This is a genomic window from Pseudomonas marvdashtae (genome assembly GCF_014268655.2).
Classification (GTDB): Bacteria; Pseudomonadota; Gammaproteobacteria; order Pseudomonadales; family Pseudomonadaceae; genus Aquipseudomonas; species Aquipseudomonas marvdashtae.
Genome location: NZ_JABWQX020000003.1, coordinates 105,178 through 124,974 on the forward strand (window position 1 = coordinate 105,178; position 19,797 = coordinate 124,974).

Here is a 19,797-nt window from a genome sequence, read left to right on the forward strand (position 1 = left end):
TTGCCAACCCTGCATATACCTTCACAACATAGAATCGATTCAAATCGTTTCTTCCTATCAACGATAAAGAACGCTCTTACATACCCTTCTTTTTTTCACCTGGAGGCGCATCAAGCCTCCCGCGGCTTGCTTCAATAAATCAGGAGCCCAGCAGAAGCAAGGTACAAAACATGCCCCCTCTGAATGATTTACCGCGTTTACATCTGAAGATACCGGACCTTGGGCATGATCTTCAGGTATTGAAGTTTGAAGGCAACGAAGCGATCAGCGCCCCTTATCAATTCGATGTGGACCTCGTCAGTGAACAAAAAAACATCACGCTTGAGCACCTGTTACATAAGCAAGCCTTCCTTGTTTTTGATCATCAGGGTCACGGCATACATGGGCAGATCCATCGGATAGTTCAATGCGACTCTGGCAAGCGCCTGTCCCACTACAGCGTGCAGTTGGTTCCCAGGTTGGCTTATCTGCAATACCGCACCAATCAACGCATCTTCCAGCAAACCAGCGTTCCGCAGATCATTGCGTCGATTCTCAAAGAGCACGGCATCCTTGGCGATGCACACCGCTTCCTGTTGAACTCCAGTTATCCACCACGCGAGTACTGCGCACAGTACAACGAGTCAGACTTGGGTTTCATCGCGCGGCTATGTGAAGAAGAAGGCCTTCACTACCATTTCCAGCACAGTGAGTCTGGCCATCAGTTGGTGTTTGGCGATGACCAGACCGTGTTTCCAAGGCTCGGCCGCCCTACCCCCTATAAGCAAGGCAGCGGTTTGGTCGGCGAAGAGCCAGTGATCCAGCACTTCAATGTACGGCTGGAAACCCGAACCAGTCGGGTCACTCGCCGCGATTACGATTTTCAGAAAGCGACAATTGCCCTCGAACAGAAATACCAGCCAGCCATTGAAAAAATCCTTCCGGACCTGGAGGCCTACGATTACCCCGGCGGCTTTAACCAGGAAGAGCGCGGCAAGTTGCTGAGTCGGCGAGCGCTGGAACGCCATCGCTCCGATTATTGCCAAGTCGAGGGCACGAGTGACCAGCCGGAATTGGTGACCGGTCACTTCCTGACGCTGAGTGAACACCCACGCCAGGAATGGAATGACCTGTGGTTGCTGACTGCAGTGCACCATCAAGGCAGGCAGCCACAAGTGCTTGAGGAAGGCATGGGCGGCGATGCCGAACCTCCAGGGGCGCGCAACCAAGGCTACCGGAACCGCTTCGTCGCCACGCCATGGGATGCGATTTTTCGTCCCCGTCGACTTCATGAAAAGCCACGGATATCCGGCAGCCAGACGGCGATCGTCACCGGCCCGGAAGGCGAAGAGATTCATTGCGACCCGTATGGTCGCGTGAAGGTCAGGTTCTTTTGGGATCGCGCAGGACAGGTTAATGACCGCAGCAGTTGCTGGCTGCGGGTTGCTTCCAACTGGGCCGGTAACAGCTACGGCGCGGTCACGATCCCGAGGGTGGGCATGGAAGTCCTGGTGACGTTCATGGAAGGCGACCCAGACAAACCCTTGATCAGCGGATGCCTGACCAACAGCGCCAATCCTGCGCCTTACCCGCTGCCCGCCCACAAGACTCGAACAGTGTTTCGTTCGCGCAGTTCCCCTGGTGGCAAGGGCTTCAATGAGCTGCACCTGGAGGACCGGGCCGGACAAGAGCTTATTTACCTCCGAGCCCAGCGCGACATGGAGCAAAGAATCGAGCATGACAGCCGACTGGAGATCGGCAACGAACGTCGGGAAACGATCAAGGGAAACAGCATCTCCGAGCTGCACGCCAGCGAACATCGAACCATCGCTGCTGATCGCATCATCCAGATCAAGGGCAACGACCAGCTGCACACCACTAACCGCCGCAGTTACTCCGACCAGACGCTGGCCATTGAGGCCGGCCAGCAAGTGCATATCAAGGCGGGTGCCCATGTGGTCCTCGAAGCAGGCGCAACCCTCAGTTTGAGTGCCGGGGGTGAGCATATCGTCATTGGTCATGGCGGCATCTTTAGCAGCAGTGAAATCCAGTTGGGCGGCGCCCCGTTGTCGGGTGCACGTGCCGCGTCGCTCAACCCGGAGGGGATCGCCCCCTTGTCCACGTTGCTGAACCTACCACCCACCTTCGCCCCCACTCAACGCGCCCTCATGACAGCCAGCAAGGCTGCAGGATCAGATTTTTGCCCCCTGTGTGAAGCCTGTCGCGAGGGCGTCTGCACAACGGAGACCACTACCGTATGAGCGACTCACTGCCGCAGCAATGGTTGTTCGAACAACAACGCCTCGGGCACGCCTTGTGTGTGGTCCTGGATTCAGAGAACGAACAGCCGATGCGCCAAGCGCTGCTCAAAAACAGCCAGTTCGACTGTTACCTGAGCGTTTATAGCCAAACCCCGCTTGCCGACCTCAGCGAGGTCGGGCCCTTCGTCTTCACCTTCGATAACCCCCACGATAAAAACATCAACGAACTGTTTGGCCGGCCGGCCACTCATTGGGGGTGGCTGGCCAGCCTTCCCAAAGGCCACCTACCGAAGCTGGTCGAGCACTGGCGTGAGCGGTTGATCATTGGTCAACGCCCTGATCAGGCGGTGTATCGATTCCAGGACGCTCGCGTGTTGGCCCGGGCGCTCAAACACTTGCCCGTCGAGATGCATGCCGCCTATCTCGGGCCGGCGGCCAGCGTGTGCTACTGGCAAGGTGCTCGTTGGGAGCGCGTCGATAACCCGGGTCCCGGAATACACCCGGTGCCGGCGGCGCCGCTTTGGTTGCAGGTGCCAGCACCCGAACAGCAAGCCCGTGAAATCCGCCGGGTCAACGCTCGACGTTTCCTGCTGGCAGAGCACCTGGACGCCTACGTCAAACTGGCTGAGCACCAGGATCCGGACGCCTGGCTGCGCGCAACACTCGACCAGGCAGAAGCCTGGAACTGGCTGGCGCCTGAGCAACTGGCATTTCTATTGGTCAAGAGCCTGCAGGTGCCAGCTCAAACCCTGACGCCGCAATGGCAAGTATGCGCAGGAGAAAGCCCCGAGGAGCATTTTGAACGGGTGCGGCTGATGGCCAATTTCTGGCAAGGAAACGCGCCGTTATGAAACTGACCTTACGGATGGCAACCCTGGGCTGTTGCCTGGCGATGGCGGGTGGATGCGCGGAGAGACCGCCCGATACTTTTACGTTTACAGCTGACCTGCCACCTGGCTTTGCCTATGAGGCAGCGGTGCGTTACGTACCCGCTCCGGGGGAAACCTGCACCGTCGGGAAGAAGGACAACTTAGCACCGGTGTTCAAGAGCAAAGACTCGCCCGTTGCCGAAATCCTTATCCGCAGAACTCGCAAAGGCTGTCCGTTGGTGGTCAGCCGTATCGAGCTCGAACTCAGCTCCATCTATGGTCCGCATTGGCTCGACTCCAGTCGAGATTCCGCCAACGTGGTGATCCGGGATCAGTTGGAAGAGCAATACAAGGGCTCTTTCAACGAAGCGGGTGAGAGCACTTTCCGCGGCCAATGCCAGTGGCTGTTTCGCACTTCGGGCAGGCCCCGCGTCCTCAGAAAGATCCTCGACTGCAAAAAAACCAACCCACAGGGCGACGTTGGAAACGATCGGCCTTTTTCGGCGTACACCCTTGACCAACTGCCGGGAAAAACGGTGCGGATGAAGATCAGGTTGGCAGACGATGAAAGACCCTACATGAAGGATACCTGGGTCAAGTTTCCCAACGGCTGGAAACGCTGCATGGGCGACAACTTTGAGGATCAGTACGCCTTCTGTTTCGGCAATCACAAGGACTTCAGCGGTTTTCAAATGCCGGATGGACGGCAATGCACCATTTACCCAGGCTGTACCGAATAAGGAAGTTATTGCATGACACTGTCTAAAACGGAATTGGAGTCCCGCCTGAGCAGTCGTATTTTCGCTTGCCCCGTTGCAGGCAAATGGACCAGCTTTCAATTGGTGGATGAATCCGGCGCGGGCGAGCCTTACGCATGGCTGGCCTATGTCGTCACCGATTCGGAAGGGCAGACGTACCGCGGCAATCTTGATGCCTCGGGCGTGGGCAAAGTTGACAATCACTTCGCCGGACCGATCGCCTTGACCTTGGATGATGAATACCAAGGCCAGGAGCAGCTATACATAGGGCTCCAGGGCAGAGACAGCTATCCACTCAAAATCACCGAACTCCAAGTCCGCGCCGAGAAAACCCGCTACCTGAACGATAACGCCACCCGCACCCGAGAAATCCCCGCCCAAGCCTGCGCCGGTCAGTTCTTTCAGGTGGAGGTACGCGACCTGGTCAAGCATGTCACCCACCTGCCGCCGCAGGTCTACCGGCATTACCCGCCCAACCAAGTCCCGACACAGCTCATGGGTGAGTTTGGCACGGTTGGCGTGGCGTTGATGCCTCAAGGACATACCGTGCTGGAAGTACGCCCGCTGCGGGCCTTGCGGCCCATGCTGTCCAGCGACCCGGAGTTCTGTGCGCTCAACCTGTACCAGTTGGCGCTCATGGCGACCTTGAGTTATTGCCCCTTCGGCCAGCAACCGGGTGCGGCGCCGATAAACACGCCGGTGAGCTTCCCTGAACAACCGAGCGTGGGGAACTGGTTCGGTGATGCGCTGGCCAAGTGCGAGGAACTCTGGAGGGTCGACCCGGGGCAAACAAAACCCTATTACCCCCTGTATGAAGACGTGCCCTACTCCAAGCGGTTGGAAATCGTACCGTTCGATCCCGCTCTTTACCCGGTGAACAATCCGGAATTGGGAACGAAGCAGGAGCACCCCGCCAAGATCCATTTTCTCGATGACACTGCAACTGAAGAAAGCACCGACACCCAGGCCTTCATCACTCACAACGATGAAGTGATCCTGATTGCGGTGCGCGGCACTGCACAAATGCTCGCCGATGGCCTGCGTGACGCCGATGCGCTCCAGGTCCCATTTGAAGAAGGTCTCGGTAAGGTCCACCGAGGGTTTTATGGGGCAGCCAAAAAATCGACGGCTTTTGTAACCGATTATCTGGACCGGTTCTATGCCGGCCAGAAGCTATTGATCTGCGGCCATAGCCTGGGCGGCGCAGTGGCCTTGCTGCTCGCGGAAATGCTACGGCTGAGACCGGAACGCTTCAACATCCAGCTCTACACCTACGGCGCCCCTCGCGCCGCCGATGCCTCCTTCGTCAAGAACGCCGAGCCCCTGGTGCACTACCGCATGGTCAATCACAACGACCCGATACCCAGCGTACCGGGCAGTTGGATGGACACCAAGACGAGCGTCTATGGCACAGGCCTGGCACTGACGTTCGTCAACGTACCGGCCGGCTTCTCGGTGTTCGTGGCGGGCATCTACAACTGGACGGGCGAGCCCTACGGACACCACGGCACCTTGCGGCATTTTCTGCCCGTGGAGTTCAGTCGTCGGGAGCGGTCGTCGATCCTTTGGACGCCAGGATGCGACACCCTCACGCAGCATGCCGCCTGTGAGATTGCCTTGCAGCACAGGCATGGCTTGCCGGACCGTCCGGGTGTCCTGGCCCAACTTTTCCAGGCCGGCAACCACCTCATGACTTCCAGCTATGTCCCGGCATGCTGGGCGACCTTGCGCCGTTGGCAAGAAGCGCAAGAATCCGGCGGCTCTCTGGTGACACCGCGTGAGTATGAGCGCATAGAACAATCCCTGGCGCAGGTGACCCAGCAGTTGCGCAACGAACGCCGCCATATATTGGCACGCCCCGATGCCTACGTGCGCGCCCACCAACCGATCATCGAAGCGCTCAGTCGCGAAGTCGACAAGGTACAAGCCACGCACGCGCGCCTGACGGCACTGAGTACCTTGCCGGTCAACCCAAAAGATGTTTACGGAAGCCTGTCGGAAAACCCCGACCCGTTGGCGCAGAACCTGGCCCGCTGGCAAGCGCATCCTGAGAACCGCGTGGCCGAACAACTGGCCATCGCACCCACCGCGGACGCCGAGACTGAATTGATCAACGGCGCCCACGGGTATGTCATCGGCAAGCCCTACACGCTGGATCTTGATTCGATTATTTGACCGCGAACCAAACCACAGCAACGCAACGAGTCAAATATTCCCCGGCACAAAATCCGGCCCACCCAACTTGTCCCGCACCATCACCGCCGAACGCATCAGCGGCGTCCACATGCCGTCCGGGCTGTTCCACGCCGCGCCGGCCCAGCGGGTGTCGGCGACCAGTTCAGCCTTGTGGTTTTCCAGCAGTCGCTTGAGCGCTACGGCGACGCTGCCCATGTCCACGTCGAACAGATCGCCATACGGGCCGAGCGGCTGCTGGCGCTGTTTGTCCTGGCAGAAACGGTAATACCAGACCCAGTCGGCGGCGATGTAGATCGCCCGCGTGCGGTCTGGGTACGTCGCCAGCATCGTCAGCAGGGCTGCCACGAAACGCGGGGGAAACGTCGCGTCGTGGGTCTGGCGCCAGTGCGGCATGATCAGTTGGTCGAACGCGGCCACGACGTTTTGTGGCTCGTCGTTGTCAGTCTTGGCTTCGAGAAAGTAGAACGGCTCGCCCACCAGGAATTTGTCCAACTCGTCATTGGCCAGCGCCAACAGCAGCACGTTGTCTTGCGGATTACTCATGGGATTCTCACAACGTCTTGGGCCTTCATCAGTGCGTTGATGTCATTGCCGTGGAAGATCGGTACGTTGTCCAGCACCGCTTCGCGCATGCCGCCCGGATGGGTCAGGCCACCGGGGCGCCAGAGCGAGTTCACGCCGCCTTCGTTACCGGTAGGCATCAGCACCTTGGGTTTGTCCAGGCTCATCATGTAGATGTCCTTGCCGACCAGCGACCCCGGATCGTACCCCAGGGCTGACTCCAGCACCGAAACGTCACCGGTTTTCTTGTATTCGGTCACCACGGCGCTGAGGTCGGATTTTGCCATGACGAATTTGTTCGGGTTGAACGAACCATATTTCGGGTTGGCGATGTCGTCGGCGGTGAAGAGGAAACTGCCGCCCTCGTCCTCGAAGGTCTTGAGGTGCTTGTCGATATACGGGCCTTCAAGGTAGTCGCTCGGCGGCGGCCGACTGCCCTTGGGAATCGCCATGATATCGGCGTCGGTGGTGCCCGGCTTGTACGCCGCGACGCGAGGTTTGGGCGCTGCGCCGAGGCGGGCCATCTTCGGCCCCAGCCCCAGCAGGGCCATACCCGCGATGCCTTGGAGCAAGTCGCGATAACCCGGCCCGAGGCGATCACCCAAATCGCCCAGCAAGGCCATGCCGCCCATCATGGCGCCGCCAATCACCACGAAGCCTGCAAACGCCGCCGCGCCGGCCATCGCCGCCAGTACGGCCGCCGCGCCCATGGCCACCAGCCCCAAGGCTTCGAGGCCGGTGTGCAGCCACCCTTCGATGTCGAGGACAAACGCAACCGAGATCGTCGGCCCGCCAATAAACGTATTGGGGCTGCCGGTCTTGATGTGGGCGCCGCAGACCATTTTGCTCTGCAAGCGCGCCGCTGGCTTGCCGTTGATATAGACGGTGGCGCTGCCCTCGGCGATCAGCACCGGGAACGGCCAGATCGGATGGTTCATCGGCAGGCCCGTACACCCCGCCGACACGTCGATGCCGGCGCGCATGGCGTTGCGCCGGTTGATGTGGACGTTGAGGCTGCCCATGATCAACGCGCCCGTCGTGGGCTCGGGCAAGTTGAATATGGTGTTCAGGCCTTTGAGTATCTGGAACATCGACAAGCCGCCGGCGGCAATCGAGCCCGCCATGATCGCCAGCGCCACGCCCCCGGTCGCGACCGTGGCCGCTACCACCGCCGCGCCGATCAACGCACCGGCAACGGCGCCCGCCACCATCGCGGCGACACCGAAACCGTGGGCTATTTCGTCGCCGAGGCGCGCAGCGGCCAGCATATCCATTGCGTTAGGGTCTTCCGGAGATTGATCAGGCGGTCGCGGACAAAACCTTGAAGGAGTGCATGGCGGCTTTCCAGGCGGGTTCGTGGTGCACCAGATCACCCGGCGTCGTGGTCAACGTGGTGATCAGCCCTATGGGTTGGCGATCGATGAACACTTGGCGCAGCATCAACTCGCGCCCTTCGCGCTGCCAGGTGTAATCGAGCAGCACGGCGGCATGTTCGTGGAGGAAAAAATCCCAACGCTTGATCAGCTTGAACCCAGGCAGTTGCTGCTCGGCACTCGCCAGTTGTTGATCGACATAATCGTTGAACGGCGTATCGCCTCGGCTCGGGTCGCGACTGATGACGAAACTGGCTTCCTTGGCGCCGCCGACGGCAGGCAACTTGAAGATGTTGATGCTCTGGTCCTGCCAGGTGTCAGGGATGTCGAGATCGGCTTCGTGGAGGCGATAGAGCGTCATGATCCGGGTCGTTTTCCAGGCAAGAGGGAGGCTTGAACGAGCGGCAGATCTTCAAGCAATGGATGGTAACAATCAAGGTGCCTGAAGAGGCCGTTTTCGAGGCCATGACGCCGGTCTCAATTTTGCCGCCCGAGTTCCACCAGCCGCCCCCGATCCGTGGCGAGGGAGCTTGCTCCCGCTGGGTGGCAAAGCCGCCCCAAAAAGGCCCGGCGCGTTCCTACAGACAAACCCGCATCAACCGGCCTACGACGGCTGCGCCGCCGAGCGGGAGCAAGCTCCCTCGCCACGAATCGGGGACATCCGTCAGAACAAAATTCATCCTGAGTCTCCCTCTTCCGCCAAGCTACGCATCCTTGCGCCTTTGCCTACAACTACGCCAGAATCCGCCGGCTTGTGCGCCTTGCCCCCGGGGGCCTATCGTCTTCCTGCCACTGCCCATCAGTGGTCGGGTTTAGTAGCCCGGTAATAGCAACGGCTGCATGAGTCTCATCAGTCAGGCATTGCCTGCACTCGATGGTGGTTGTGCGCAAGGCGCCTTCGGGCGCGCCGGGTTCCGTTGCCTCTACCGGTCTACTAACTTGCGCACAGCTGCCTCCTTTCGTTTAGTAGCGAGACGGTTGCGGCCTACTAAATCAGAGGTAGCGTAACGATGTTCAAAATAACTCCGAATCCTCCAGCAGCAGATCCCAACTCTCCGTACCTCGACGGCCTCAACGCCAAGAAACTCGACGAAGCCGCCAAGCGCGCGCTGGATTATTACCTGGCGCCCAAACCGGAAAAGCCCGAAGAACCCCCTCAACCCGGCCAGCTGTTCACCGTCGTAAAAGACATGGACAACGAATGCCTGCTGGCCAACCTCAGCGAAACCCTGGCCTCCGCTGATGCGATGGTCAGCACCCTGGCCTTTGACCTGGATGGCGCGCACCGCCACTTTCTCCTAGGCATCCAGCAACTGATCGAGCTGAGTTCGTTACTGGCGAACCGAGTGTTGAACAACGTCGATCCGCGCTAGTAATTGGAGGCTTGGAGGCATGGGAACAGGCCTCCATGGCTGTTTTCATGCCGTCTCTCAAGGCTCGCAACATTCCTTCCATCCGGGATGCTGATGAGTTAAGAAAAAAACCGCATACTTACGCTAAATCAAGATTTTCTAAGCCTGCTCAAATAATTCTGAACCCAGGGGTTACAAATAAAGGATTTGCGCCATGAACTTTGTTGGATACGCCTGGCTTCGGGAATCTTTAAAGCTATCAGTCTTCCCGCTGCGCCGACCGGCAAAGGTACAGCCAGTCACCAGGATAAAACGGATCGGAGAGACATTGGCTATACCACCCAATACAGCCCCCTTACCAGATGACCTCCTTGGCCATTTGCTTTTCGCGCTTAAGCACGAGGGGATCAATCTCGCCATATTGGCCCAAACTCTTCCCCAGATTCCCGCTGCGGCCCTGGAGGCTGAGCTCCAAAAAGCCCCAAATGGCATTTACATCCGCAAAGCCTGCTTCCTGCGTGAAGCCTTCACGGGTGAAGATCTGAGGCAACATATGCCGGTCCGCGGGACATTCGTTCCATTGTTCGATCCGCAGCTTTACGTGACGATGCCCGGGGAGCGTAACTCTCGCTGGCGGGTGGAGTTCAACGGTATTGGGACGCTAGCCTATTGCGCTACAGTTGAGCGTACCCCAGAGATTGTTGCCCTCTTGGAGCATGACATCCTGGCTCGCGCTCAGAAGTTCATCCAAAGCTTGCCGTCTGAGATGATGGATCGAACCATCAACTGGGCGTATCTACACGAAACCAAGGATTCCTTTGCCATAGAGAAAGAGTCGCCAAGCGAGGACAAGGCGCGCAAGTTCATTCAACTGCTGCGACAGGCCCACGAAGGTATTCCACTGAGCGAGGATTATCTGGTTCACCTTCAAAACGCGACGATTTCGAACCCGTTCGACATGGCAGCAGCATTTCGCCACTCGCAGAACCATCTGGCGGGTCCACTCCAAGGAGCGGCGGGAGTCACTTACATCCCACCTGGGCCCGATCTCTGTAGGGAATTGATGGAACAGTTGATGGAGTTGGGTAACGACGCCCCCGCGCGTATTGATCCCTTGGTAGCCGCAGGCATCATTTCATTCGGTTTCGTCTTCATCCATCCGTTTATGGACGGGAACGGCCGCCTTTCTCGATTCCTGATTCACCATACGCTGTGCCGCGCCGACGCCCTGGAAAACGGACTACTCCTACCCGTTTCTGTGGCAATGAAACGTGAAGAAAGACAGTATCTGCAAACGCTGGAGCAATTCTCCCGACCGGCTCGAGAGTTTTGGGATGTTCGGTGGATCGACCATGGTCGATTCACATTCGAATTTACCGGGGATTCGACCATCTACCGCTTCTGGGATGCCACGCCCGGTGTCCGTTTCACCTTAGAGATGGCGAAGCGAGCCATCGAAGTCGAGCTTCGCGAGGAGACGGTTTTCCTTGAAAACTACGACCGAATCGTTCATGCGGTTAACGCGGCTTATGACGTTCGTGGAAGCGATCTCGCGAACCTCATAATGATGTGTCTGACTAATAACGGCACTGTTTCAAACAATCGTCGCAAGCAGTATCAGTATTCGGTTCCGACAGAAGTGTTTGATTACATCGAGGAAGTAGCGCGATCACTGCTTGACGAGCAGCAGCCCTAGCAGACCAGCACAGTTCGTGCGGGGGGGCTCGGAAATCAACAGCCGAAACCCTCAAAGTCTATCGGGCAATAATATGACTGGCCGAAACCGTGACATTGGCCATAAAAAAAGAGCACCCCGACTCGTCGATGTGCTCTTTTTTGTCGCCGCTTTCTTCCCTCGACCGAGGTACTCGCCGCAATTACGGGTTAACGCTGTCCTTCAACGACTTGCCTGGCTTGAACGCAACGGTGTTGCTGGCCTTGATCTTCACTGGCTCGCCGGTTTGTGGGTTCTTGCCGGTGCGGGCGCCGCGGTGGCGTTGCAGGAAGGTGCCGAAGCCGACGAGCGTGACGCTGTCTTTGCGGTGCAGGGCGCCGGTGATTTCTTCGAGGACGGCGTTGAGGACGCGGTTGGCTTGTTCTTTGGTGAGGTCCGCTTTTTCCGCGATAGCGGCAGCGAGTTCTGGTTTACGCATGAATGAAGCCCCTTTGACGGTTTTTTTGTTGTTATGTCCGTGCTGTTCTCTTCGGAACAGCCCCTAAGGCGCCGCAGGCTCTACTCTGCGGCAGACGGGAGTGAGGATGGCACGGGGCCGCAACCGGCGCCAGTGTCCGGCGGGCCTTTGTCGCGTCAAAAGCAGGGTATACCCGACAGAACGACCGGCATTTACGCCAGCAGGGCCGGAAGCTGCTTGTTCAGCGCCAGTTTCTCCATTACTGCCGCGCCCGTCAGGGCATAACCCAGCAGGTTGCCTTGGGCGTCGCGGCACAAGACCTTGATGTCGGCGCCCTGCCCTTCGACGCTCCACACGCCTTCGCTGCCCCGTGGCGGCGGAGAAACCACCAGCGGGCACACCGGCGTCTTCACGGTAATCGGCATGGCGCCGTAGCTGACGGCCGTCGGGTTGCCGGTCAGGGTTTGGGCCAGGGCGCGAGCGCAGCTCATCAGGGGCATGACGTAGAGCAGGTTCAGGCCATCGACTTCGGCGCAGTCGCCCAGGGCGTAGATATTGGCGTGAGACGTTTTCAGGTGACGATCAACCACCACGCCGCGATTGATCACCAGCCCGGCGGCCGCCGCCAGGTCGATGCGTGGGCGCAGGCCGATGGCCGAGACCACGAGATCGCAGGCGATCACTTGGCCGTCCGACAGGTGCGCCTCCAATCCGTCGGCCACCCGTTGCAGGCGATTGAGCACCGGCCCCAGGTAGAAACGCGCGCCAAGGCTTTCCAGTCCGGCCTGTACCGCTGCGGCGGCGGCTGGGTGCAACAGCGTCGGCATGACTTGCTCGCATGGCGCTACCAGCTGCACTTCGTAGCCGCCCAGGATCAGGTCGTTGGCGAATTCGCAGCCGATCAGGCCGGCGCCGAGCAGTAGCACCCGGCGCTTGCCAGCGGCGGCGGCCCGAAAGCGGGCGTAGTCTTCGAGGTCGTTGATGGGGAAGATCAAGTCCGCCGCGTCGCCCTGTACGGGCACGCGCACGGTTTCGGCGCCCCAGGCCAGGACCAGGTCGCGATAACTCACCGCTTCTTCGCCGATCCACAGGCGCTTGTGGCCCGGGTCGATGCCGCTGATGCGCGTGTGGGTGCGAACCTCAGCCTTGAGCTGCTCGGCCATGGCGCCTGGCTCGGCCATGCTCAGGCCGTCGGCGTCTTTGTTCTTGCCAAAGCCCGTGGAGAGCATCGGCTTGGAGTAGGAACGACCATCGTCCGCGGTAATCAGCAGCAACGGGGTTTCGCTGTCGAGCTTGCGAAACTCACGGGCCAGGTTGTAGCCAGCCAGGCCGGTACCGACGATGACGACAGGTGCGCTCATGTTGCTCTCCACTTGAGAAACGATCAGTTGATTTCGATCATTTCGAAATCCATTTTGCCGACGCCGCAGTCCGGGCACAGCCAATCTTCTGGTACGTCTTGCCACAGAGTGCCGGGCGCGATGCCATCGTCCGGCCAGCCGTCAGCTTCGTTATAGATCAGGCCGCAGACGATACATTGCCACTTCTTCATTCCAATACTTCCTCAAGATGTCAGGCCTTGGCCGGTATTTTCCGGCTCAGGGCGGTTTTGTACTGATCGTTCGCAACAGATGCAAGCAGGATCCGCGCGGCGGCGGGTTCGCTCAGGCAAAATCACCGACCGACATGGTAAGCTCGCGGCCTCATTTGCTGCCAATCAAGACCTCTGTGCCGCCGACGAATTCTATATTTCCTACACTCCAATGGCTGCCCCAGCACCTGCTGTCGCCCCGTCCAGATGCCTGCGTGCTGGACTGGCTGTTCGACGACGGATCCCTGACCCGACGCCTGACCGGCCTGTCGGACGAGCATTTCAGCGTGACGCCGTTGTTCGAGGGCTGGCAGCCGTTGCGCGCCGACGAATGTGCCGCGCTGGATCTGGCCGAGGGCAGCGAGGGTTGGGTGCGCGAGGTGTACCTGCGCGGCCACGGCGAGCCTTGGGTATTCGCCCGTAGCGTGGCGGCGCGCAGCGCCTTGCAGGGCGACGGTTTGCAAATGGACGAACTCGGTAGCCGCTCCCTCGGCGAGCTGCTGTTTTGCGACCAGGCGTTTCAGCGCCGGGCTATCGAGGTGTGTCACTACCCCAGCGAATGGTTGCCGCCCGAGGTTCGCGCCAGCGCGCTGTGGGGCCGTCGCTCGCGTTTCGATCGCGGTACGCTGAGCGTGCTGGTGGCGGAAATTTTCCTGCCGCGCCTGTGGACCGTTGCGCGCGCCTATTCGGAGAACTGCTGATGTACGTGCAATTGCTCAAATCCTTGAACCGCCTGAACCCGCGGGCCTGGGACTTCGTGCAACTGACCCGCATGGACAAGCCCATCGGCATCTATCTGCTGCTGTGGCCAACGTTGTGGGCGTTGTGGATTGCCGGCGAAGGCTCCCCTTCCCTGGCCAACATCGTGATTTTCGTGCTCGGCGTGGTGCTGACCCGCGCCGGCGGTTGCGTGATCAACGACTGGGCCGACCGCAAGGTGGACGGCCACGTCAAACGCACCGAACAGCGTCCGCTGGTGAGCGGCAAGATCAGTTCCAAAGAAGCGCTGGTGTTCTTCGCGGTGCTGATGGGCGTGAGCTTCCTGCTGGTGCTGTGCACCAATGCGCCGACGATTCTGCTGTCCTTGGGCGGCTTGGCGCTGGCGTTCAGTTATCCGTTCATGAAGCGCTACACCTATTACCCGCAAGTGGTTTTGGGCGCGGCGTTTTCCTGGGGCATGCCGATGGCGTTCACCGCCGAAACCGGCCATCTGCCGGCCGCCGCGTGGTTGCTGTACATCGCCAACCTGCTGTGGACGGTGGGCTACGACACGTACTACGCAATGACCGACCGGGACGATGACCTGAAGATCGGCGTGAAGTCCACGGCCATCCTGTTTGGCGATGCCGACCGGGCGATCATTCTGACGCTGCAAGGCCTGGCGCTCGGCTGTCTGTTGCTGGCTGGGTCTCAATTCAAGCTGGGCGGCTGGTTCCATCTGGGCCTGGTGGCCGCTGCCGCCTGCTTTGCCTGGGAGTTCTGGTACACCCGTGGCAAGGACCGGATGCGCTGCTTCAAGGCTTTTTTGCACAACCATTGGGCCGGATTGGCGATTTTCGTCGGGATTGTGCTGGATTACGGGTTGCGCTGAATCACGCCAACTCGGCGCACGCTGAACCTGTGGCGAGGGAGCTTGCTCCCTCGCCACGAAAGCGGTTCGGACCAGTCAGGGCTTGGCTATTTTCCAGACGCCACCCTTGCCGTCGCCCGTCTTGTCGCCGGCCTTCTTGTCGCCGACGAAGGTGTACAGCGGGTCGCCGTCATAGGCCCACTGCGAGGCCCCGTCGTCGCGAGTGATCACGGTCCATTCCCCTGACGGAGTGGCGGTGCTTTCGGCCTTGAGCGGTGGCCAATTCTCGGCGCATTTGTCGTTGCACATTGATTTGCTGTCGTCGTCCTTGTCATAGGTGTACAGGGTCATGCCCTTGTGATCGACCAGCACGTCACCCTTGACCATTGCCGGTTCGCCAGCCGCAAGCGCCACCGCCGGCAACATCAGCGCAGCCACCAGCCCCAGCGCCTTGATGGATTGAGTGTAATAAGCCATGGAAACCTTCCTTTGTGGTTGTCAGGATTCGGACTGAAAAGCGTAGACCAGGATCCCCTTCGCTGCCGCTCAAGGAAATAACTGTCACACGACTGCAATAATTCCGTTATCTAATGCGGCGCAAGACAGTTAAATGACAAGAGGATTACCCCATGGTTGGCAGGAGCATTCTGATCGTCGACGACGAGGCGCCCATCCGCGAGATGATTGCCGTTGCGTTGGAGATGGCCGGCTATGACTGCATGGAAGCAGAAAACTCTCAACAGGCCCACGCCATCATCGTCGACCGCAAGCCCGACCTGATCTTGCTGGACTGGATGCTTCCCGGCACGTCTGGCATCGAGCTGGCGCGGCGCCTCAAGCGTGATGAGCTGACCGGTGATATCCCGATCATCATGCTCACCGCCAAGGGTGAAGAGGACAACAAGATCCAGGGTCTTGAAGTCGGCGCCGACGATTACATCACCAAACCTTTTTCCCCACGTGAGCTGGTGGCGCGCCTCAAGGCCGTGCTGCGGCGTGCCGGTCCGACCGATGGCGAAGCGCCGATCGAAGTCGGTGGCCTGCTGCTCGACCCGATCAGCCACCGCGTGACCATCGACGGCAAGCCCGCCGAGATGGGCCCGACCGAATACCGCCTGCTGCAATTCTTCATGACCCACCAGGAGCGCGCCTACACCCGCGGCCAACTGCTGGACCAGGTTTGGGGCGGCAATGTGTATGTCGAGGAGCGCACCGTGGACGTACACATCCGACGGCTGCGCAAAGCCCTCGGCGAGGCCTACGAGAATCTGGTACAAACCGTGCGTGGCACCGGTTATCGTTTTTCGACAAAGGCCTGATCCGAGCCCTTACCGCCCGACAAGCTGACAAGGACGCGCGTTCACGTGAATCAAAACTGGCATGGCACCCTGATCCGCCACATGTTGTTGCTGGTGACCGGTTGCCTGTTGATCGGCCTGATCACAGGTTATTACGGCTGGAGCCTGGCCGTGGGCCTGGCGCTTTACCTGGCCTGGACCCTCAAGCAGTTGCTGCGCCTGCACGAGTGGCTGCGCCTGCACCAGCCCGACGAGGCCCCGCCCGACGGCTACGGCCTGTGGGGCGAAGTGTTCGACAGCATCTATCACCTGCAACGGCGCGACCAACGCGTGCGCGGGCGCCTGCAAGCGGTGATCGACCGCGTCCAGGAATCTACAGCCGCGCTGAAAGACGCGGTGATCATGCTCGACAGCGACGGCAACCTGGAATGGTGGAACCGCGCCGCCGAAACCCTGCTGGGCCTCAAGACACCACAGGACAGCGGCCAGCCAGTGACCAACCTGGTGCGTCATCCACGCTTCAAGGAATACTTCGAACAGGACAACTACGCCGAGCCGTTGGAAATTCCCTCGCCGACCAACGATCGCCTGCGCATCCAGCTGTATATCACCCGCTACGGCAACAACGAGCATTTGATGCTGGTGCGGGACGTGACGCGCATTCATCAGTTGGAACAGATGCGTAAGGACTTTATTGCCAACGTGTCCCATGAGCTGCGCACGCCGTTGACGGTGATCTGCGGTTATCTGGAAACCCTGCTCGATAACGTCGAGGAGGTGAACCCACGCTGGAGCCGCGCACTGCAACAAATGCAGCAGCAAGGCGGGCGCATGCAGACCTTGCTCAACGACTTGCTGCTGCTGGCGAAGCTGGAAGCCACCGATTACCCGTCGGACAACCAGCCCGTGGCCATCGAGGAGTTGCTGCAAATCATTGTGGAGGACGCGCAGGAGTTATCCGGCCCCAAGCAGCAGGCTATCACCCTGGAAGCCGACCCGACCGTGCAGCTCAAGGGCAGCGAGGCGGAATTGCGCAGCGCTTTTTCCAACCTCGTGTTCAACGCAGTCAAATACACGCCGGAACAGGGGCGAATCCAGGTCCGCTGGTGGGGCGATGAACAAGGCGCGCACCTGAGCGTGCGCGACTCAGGCATCGGCATCGACAGCAAGCATCTGCCGCGCCTGACCGAACGATTCTACCGGGTCGATTCCAGCCGCAACTCCAACACCGGGGGCACCGGGCTGGGGCTGGCGATCGTCAAACACGTCTTGCTGCGTCATCGCGCACGCATGGAAATCAGCAGCGTGCCGGGCCATGGCAGCACGTTTACCTGCCACTTCGCCCCGGCGCAGGTGGTTCGCGGACGCCTCCCCAGCCACGACGAGTGACACCGGCCAGCGCTCCCCACTAGGCAATCGCCGGGTCAGCCGCTACATTGGCTGACTTGTGCCTGCCTTTTCAGGCACTGATTTTCACTCATACGAACATACGGAACCTGCAAAACTCCATCATGGACCCTTCCCCTGGCTTGTCCCTCGCTACACTCTTCGCCGAATTCGGCATGATTCTTTTTGCTCTGATCCTGGTCCTGCTCAACGGATTTTTCGTTGCGGCTGAATTCGCCATGGTCAAGCTGCGCTCGACCCGGGTCGAGGCCATCGCTGAGCAGAACGGCTGGCGCGGGCACATCCTGCGCACCGTCCATAGCCAGCTAGATGCCTACCTGTCAGCCTGCCAACTGGGTATCACCCTGGCTTCGCTGGGCCTGGGCTGGGTCGGCGAACCGGCGTTCGCACACATTCTCGAGCCGTTGTTGGGCGCGGTCGGCGTCCAGTCGCCGGAAGTGATCAAGGGTGTGTCGTTCTTCACCGCGTTCTTCATCATTTCCTATTTGCACATCGTGGTCGGTGAACTGGCGCCCAAGTCATGGGCGATCCGCAAACCCGAGCTGCTGTCGCTGTGGACGGCTGTGCCGCTGTACCTGTTCTACTGGGCGATGTACCCGGCAATCTACCTGCTCAACGCCAGCGCCAACGCCATCCTGCGCATCGCCGGCCAAGGCGAGCCCGGCCCGCATCACGAACACCATTACAGTCGCGAGGAGCTGAAGCTGATCCTGCACTCCAGCCGCGGCCAGGACCCGAGCGACCAAGGCATGCGCGTGCTCGCCTCCGCCGTGGAAATGGGCGAACTGGAAGTCGTGGACTGGGCCAACTCCCGGGAAGACCTGGTGACGCTGGAGTTCAACGCACCGCTCAAGGAAATCCTGGCGATGTTCCGTCGCCACAAGTTCAGCCGTTATCCGGTGTACGACAGCGAGCGCCAGGAGTTCGTCGGCCTGCTGCACATCAAGGACCTGCTGCTGGAACTGGCGGCCCTGGATCACATTCCCGAGTCGTTCAACCTGGCCGAACTGACCCGGCCGCTGGAACGCGTGTCGCGGCACATGCCGCTGTCGCAATTGCTGGAGCAGTTCCGCAAGGGCGGCTCGCATTTCGCCGTGGTCGAGGAAGCCGACGGCAACATCATCGGCTACCTGACCATGGAAGACGTACTGGAAGTGCTGGTGGGCGATATCCAGGACGAACACCGCAAGGCCGAGCGCGGCATCCTCGCCTATCAGCCGGGCAAGCTGCTGGTACGCGGCGACACGCCGTTGTTCAAGGTCGAGCGCCTGCTTGGAATCGACCTGGATCACATCGAGGCGGAAACCCTGGCAGGGTTGGTCTACGAAACCCTGAAACGGGTGCCGGAAGAGGAAGAAGTGCTGGAAGTCGAAGGCCTGCGGATCATCATCAAGAAGATGAAAGGGCCGAAGATCATCTTGGCGAAGGTGTTGATGCTCGATTGACCGGCCCGGCGCCCCCCTTGTGGCGCTATTGCTTGCCCACCGCAAAGTTGGGCAAGTCGCCCACCGGTTGGTTGAACTGGTAGGGAATCGACACCAGTCCCAGCCCGGTATTGCGCTGCACCACGAAGTGCAGGTGCGGGCCGGAGCTGTTGCCGGTGTTGCCCGATAAAGCCAATGGCGTGCCCACCGACACCCGTTGCCCTTCTCGTACGCCCACCGACCCCTTTTGCAAGTGCAGGTAGACGCCCATGGTCCCGTCATCGTGCAGCACGCGCACGAAGTTGCCGGACGGGTCGGTGCCGCGCCCGGTCTGCTCGTTTTCGGTCTTGACCACCACGCCGCCCCGCGCCGCGATGATCGGCGTGCCCTCGGGCATGGCGATGTCCATGGCGTAGCGGTTCTTCGGCCCGTAGTGACTGTATTGGCCGTTGGCGCCCTGGCTCAGTCGAAACGGCCCGCCTCGCCAAGGCAACGGGTAGCGATACGCCTGCGCCGCGCCTGCCGGATCGCCCAGGGAATATTCGAACCTTGGGGTATACACCAGCGGCCTTCCGGGCCGAGTGGCCGTCAGCAGCGCCAGGCGCAGGTTGCTGCGCGCCGGCAACACACGGCGAATCGGCCGGCTCGGAGCACCGCTGACATTGCGCAGCCCGGCGAAACTCAATTCGATCTCCACCGGTGCATACAGGTCGTTACGCACATACACCGCGTCCGCGCCCTTTTGCTTTTTGATGTCGAGAAACACCTGCCGCTCCAGGCGCTCGACCATGCGATCACGGAACACGAACACCTGGGAGCCTTTGCTGGGGCGGTCGCTGTAGGAGACCACGCCATTGGCATCGGTGGATTTATAGATAGTCATGGCCAGGGCCGGGGTGACGGCCAGGACGAGACCACAGGCGAACAGCAACGGCACGAGCATGGGCAAGAATTCTGTCGAAATGAGGGCCTGCAACGCAGACTAGCAGCTGGGATGGACCAGCGTAGTCGACAGATGTTTCAAAT

19 protein-coding genes are annotated in these 19,797 nt (G+C 60.1%); 11 read left to right on the forward strand and 8 right to left on the reverse strand.

What is annotated here, in order from left to right; translation table 11 throughout:
* Positions 1–170: 170 nt before the first annotated feature.
* The 4 genes from HU742_RS23375 to HU742_RS23390 are packed head-to-tail and all read left to right on the forward strand — an operon-like array spanning position 171 to position 6,042.
* Positions 171–2,240 (forward strand): type VI secretion system Vgr family protein, encoded by a 2,070-nt coding sequence (locus HU742_RS23375; protein ID WP_186644865.1) that lies wholly within the window; start codon positions 171–173, stop codon positions 2,238–2,240.
* Positions 2,237–3,091 carry a DUF4123 domain-containing protein gene (locus HU742_RS23380; protein WP_186644867.1) on the forward strand — a complete coding sequence of 285 codons (855 nt, stop codon included), beginning with the start codon at positions 2,237–2,239 and terminating at the stop codon, positions 3,089–3,091. The genes HU742_RS23375 and HU742_RS23380 overlap by 4 nt, the downstream gene beginning before the upstream one ends.
* The gene (locus tag HU742_RS23385) at positions 3,088–3,849 is read left to right on the forward strand and encodes a hypothetical protein (RefSeq protein WP_186644869.1); all 762 of its coding nucleotides are present in this window, start codon (positions 3,088–3,090) and stop codon (positions 3,847–3,849) included. Before HU742_RS23380 ends, HU742_RS23385 begins: the two co-directional genes overlap by 4 nt.
* A gap of 12 nt (positions 3,850–3,861) precedes the next feature.
* Complete coding sequence (locus HU742_RS23390) at positions 3,862–6,042, forward strand: lipase family protein (RefSeq protein ID WP_186644871.1); 2,181 nt, start codon at positions 3,862–3,864, stop codon at positions 6,040–6,042.
* 30 nt (positions 6,043–6,072) lie between these two features.
* On the opposite strand, the gene HU742_RS23395 is transcribed toward HU742_RS23390, so the two are convergent.
* The 3 genes from HU742_RS23395 to HU742_RS23405 are packed head-to-tail and all read right to left on the reverse strand — an operon-like array spanning position 6,073 to position 8,358.
* Positions 6,073–6,606 carry a hypothetical protein gene (locus HU742_RS23395; protein WP_186633092.1) on the reverse strand — a complete coding sequence of 178 codons (534 nt, stop codon included), beginning with the start codon at positions 6,604–6,606 and terminating at the stop codon, positions 6,073–6,075.
* Complete coding sequence (locus HU742_RS23400; RefSeq protein ID WP_186644873.1) at positions 6,603–7,898, reverse strand: PAAR domain-containing protein; 1,296 nt, start codon at positions 7,896–7,898, stop codon at positions 6,603–6,605. Before HU742_RS23400 ends, HU742_RS23395 begins: the two co-directional genes overlap by 4 nt.
* Positions 7,899–7,923: 25 nt before the next feature.
* Complete coding sequence (locus HU742_RS23405; protein ID WP_186633096.1) at positions 7,924–8,358, reverse strand: DcrB-related protein; 435 nt, start codon at positions 8,356–8,358, stop codon at positions 7,924–7,926.
* Positions 8,359–9,007: 649 nt separating this feature from the next.
* Here HU742_RS23405 and HU742_RS23410 point away from each other — a divergent pair.
* Together HU742_RS23410 and HU742_RS23415 are read left to right on the forward strand one after the other, a co-directional pair.
* Positions 9,008–9,370, forward strand: coding sequence for a DUF6124 family protein (locus HU742_RS23410; protein WP_186644875.1), 363 nt, complete (start codon positions 9,008–9,010; stop codon positions 9,368–9,370).
* Positions 9,371–9,563: 193 nt separating this feature from the next.
* Complete coding sequence (locus HU742_RS23415; RefSeq protein ID WP_186644877.1) at positions 9,564–11,045, forward strand: Fic family protein; 1,482 nt, start codon at positions 9,564–9,566, stop codon at positions 11,043–11,045.
* A gap of 181 nt (positions 11,046–11,226) precedes the next feature.
* Here HU742_RS23415 and HU742_RS23420 read toward each other — a convergent pair whose 3' ends face one another.
* The 3 genes from HU742_RS23420 to HU742_RS23430 form a co-directional block, all read right to left on the reverse strand.
* On the reverse strand, positions 11,227–11,502 hold the full coding sequence (locus HU742_RS23420; RefSeq protein ID WP_003213368.1) for an HU family DNA-binding protein: 276 nt from the start codon (positions 11,500–11,502) through the stop codon (positions 11,227–11,229).
* A 191-nt stretch (positions 11,503–11,693) separates the two neighbouring features.
* Entirely contained in the window at positions 11,694–12,842 is a 1,149-nt protein-coding gene (locus HU742_RS23425; protein ID WP_186633108.1) for an NAD(P)/FAD-dependent oxidoreductase, read from the reverse strand.
* A 23-nt stretch (positions 12,843–12,865) separates the two neighbouring features.
* Positions 12,866–13,033, reverse strand: a complete 168-nt coding sequence (locus HU742_RS23430) for a rubredoxin (RefSeq protein ID WP_003437744.1) — start codon at positions 13,031–13,033, stop codon at positions 12,866–12,868.
* A gap of 176 nt (positions 13,034–13,209) precedes the next feature.
* Here HU742_RS23430 and HU742_RS23435 point away from each other — a divergent pair, with 176 nt between their 5' ends.
* Together HU742_RS23435 and ubiA are read left to right on the forward strand one after the other, a co-directional pair.
* Positions 13,210–13,773: a chorismate lyase gene (locus HU742_RS23435; RefSeq protein ID WP_186611381.1), complete on the forward strand. Its 564-nt coding sequence runs from the start codon at positions 13,210–13,212 to the stop codon at positions 13,771–13,773.
* Complete coding sequence (ubiA, locus tag HU742_RS23440) at positions 13,773–14,663, forward strand: 4-hydroxybenzoate octaprenyltransferase (RefSeq protein WP_186633111.1); 891 nt, start codon at positions 13,773–13,775, stop codon at positions 14,661–14,663. The genes HU742_RS23435 and ubiA overlap by 1 nt, the downstream gene beginning before the upstream one ends.
* Positions 14,664–14,738: 75 nt before the next feature.
* Here ubiA and HU742_RS23445 read toward each other — a convergent pair whose 3' ends face one another.
* Positions 14,739–15,119 carry a COG4315 family predicted lipoprotein gene (locus HU742_RS23445; RefSeq protein WP_186633114.1) on the reverse strand — a complete coding sequence of 127 codons (381 nt, stop codon included), beginning with the start codon at positions 15,117–15,119 and terminating at the stop codon, positions 14,739–14,741.
* Between the two features lie 152 nt (positions 15,120–15,271).
* Between HU742_RS23445 and phoB the strand changes: the two genes are divergently transcribed.
* The 3 genes from phoB (at position 15,272) to HU742_RS23460 (ending at position 18,792) form a co-directional block, all read left to right on the forward strand.
* On the forward strand, positions 15,272–15,961 hold the full coding sequence (gene phoB, locus HU742_RS23450; RefSeq protein WP_186633116.1) for a phosphate regulon transcriptional regulator PhoB: 690 nt from the start codon (positions 15,272–15,274) through the stop codon (positions 15,959–15,961).
* Between the two features lie 81 nt (positions 15,962–16,042).
* Positions 16,043–17,329, forward strand: coding sequence for a phosphate regulon sensor histidine kinase PhoR (gene phoR / locus HU742_RS23455; RefSeq protein WP_189664485.1), 1,287 nt, complete (start codon positions 16,043–16,045; stop codon positions 17,327–17,329).
* 122 nt (positions 17,330–17,451) lie between these two features.
* On the forward strand, positions 17,452–18,792 hold the full coding sequence (locus tag HU742_RS23460; protein ID WP_186611377.1) for a hemolysin family protein: 1,341 nt from the start codon (positions 17,452–17,454) through the stop codon (positions 18,790–18,792).
* A gap of 25 nt (positions 18,793–18,817) precedes the next feature.
* On the opposite strand, the gene HU742_RS23465 is transcribed toward HU742_RS23460, so the two are convergent.
* Entirely contained in the window at positions 18,818–19,714 is an 897-nt protein-coding gene (locus HU742_RS23465; protein ID WP_186644879.1) for a peptidoglycan DD-metalloendopeptidase family protein, read from the reverse strand.
* Positions 19,715–19,797 lie beyond the last annotated feature (83 nt).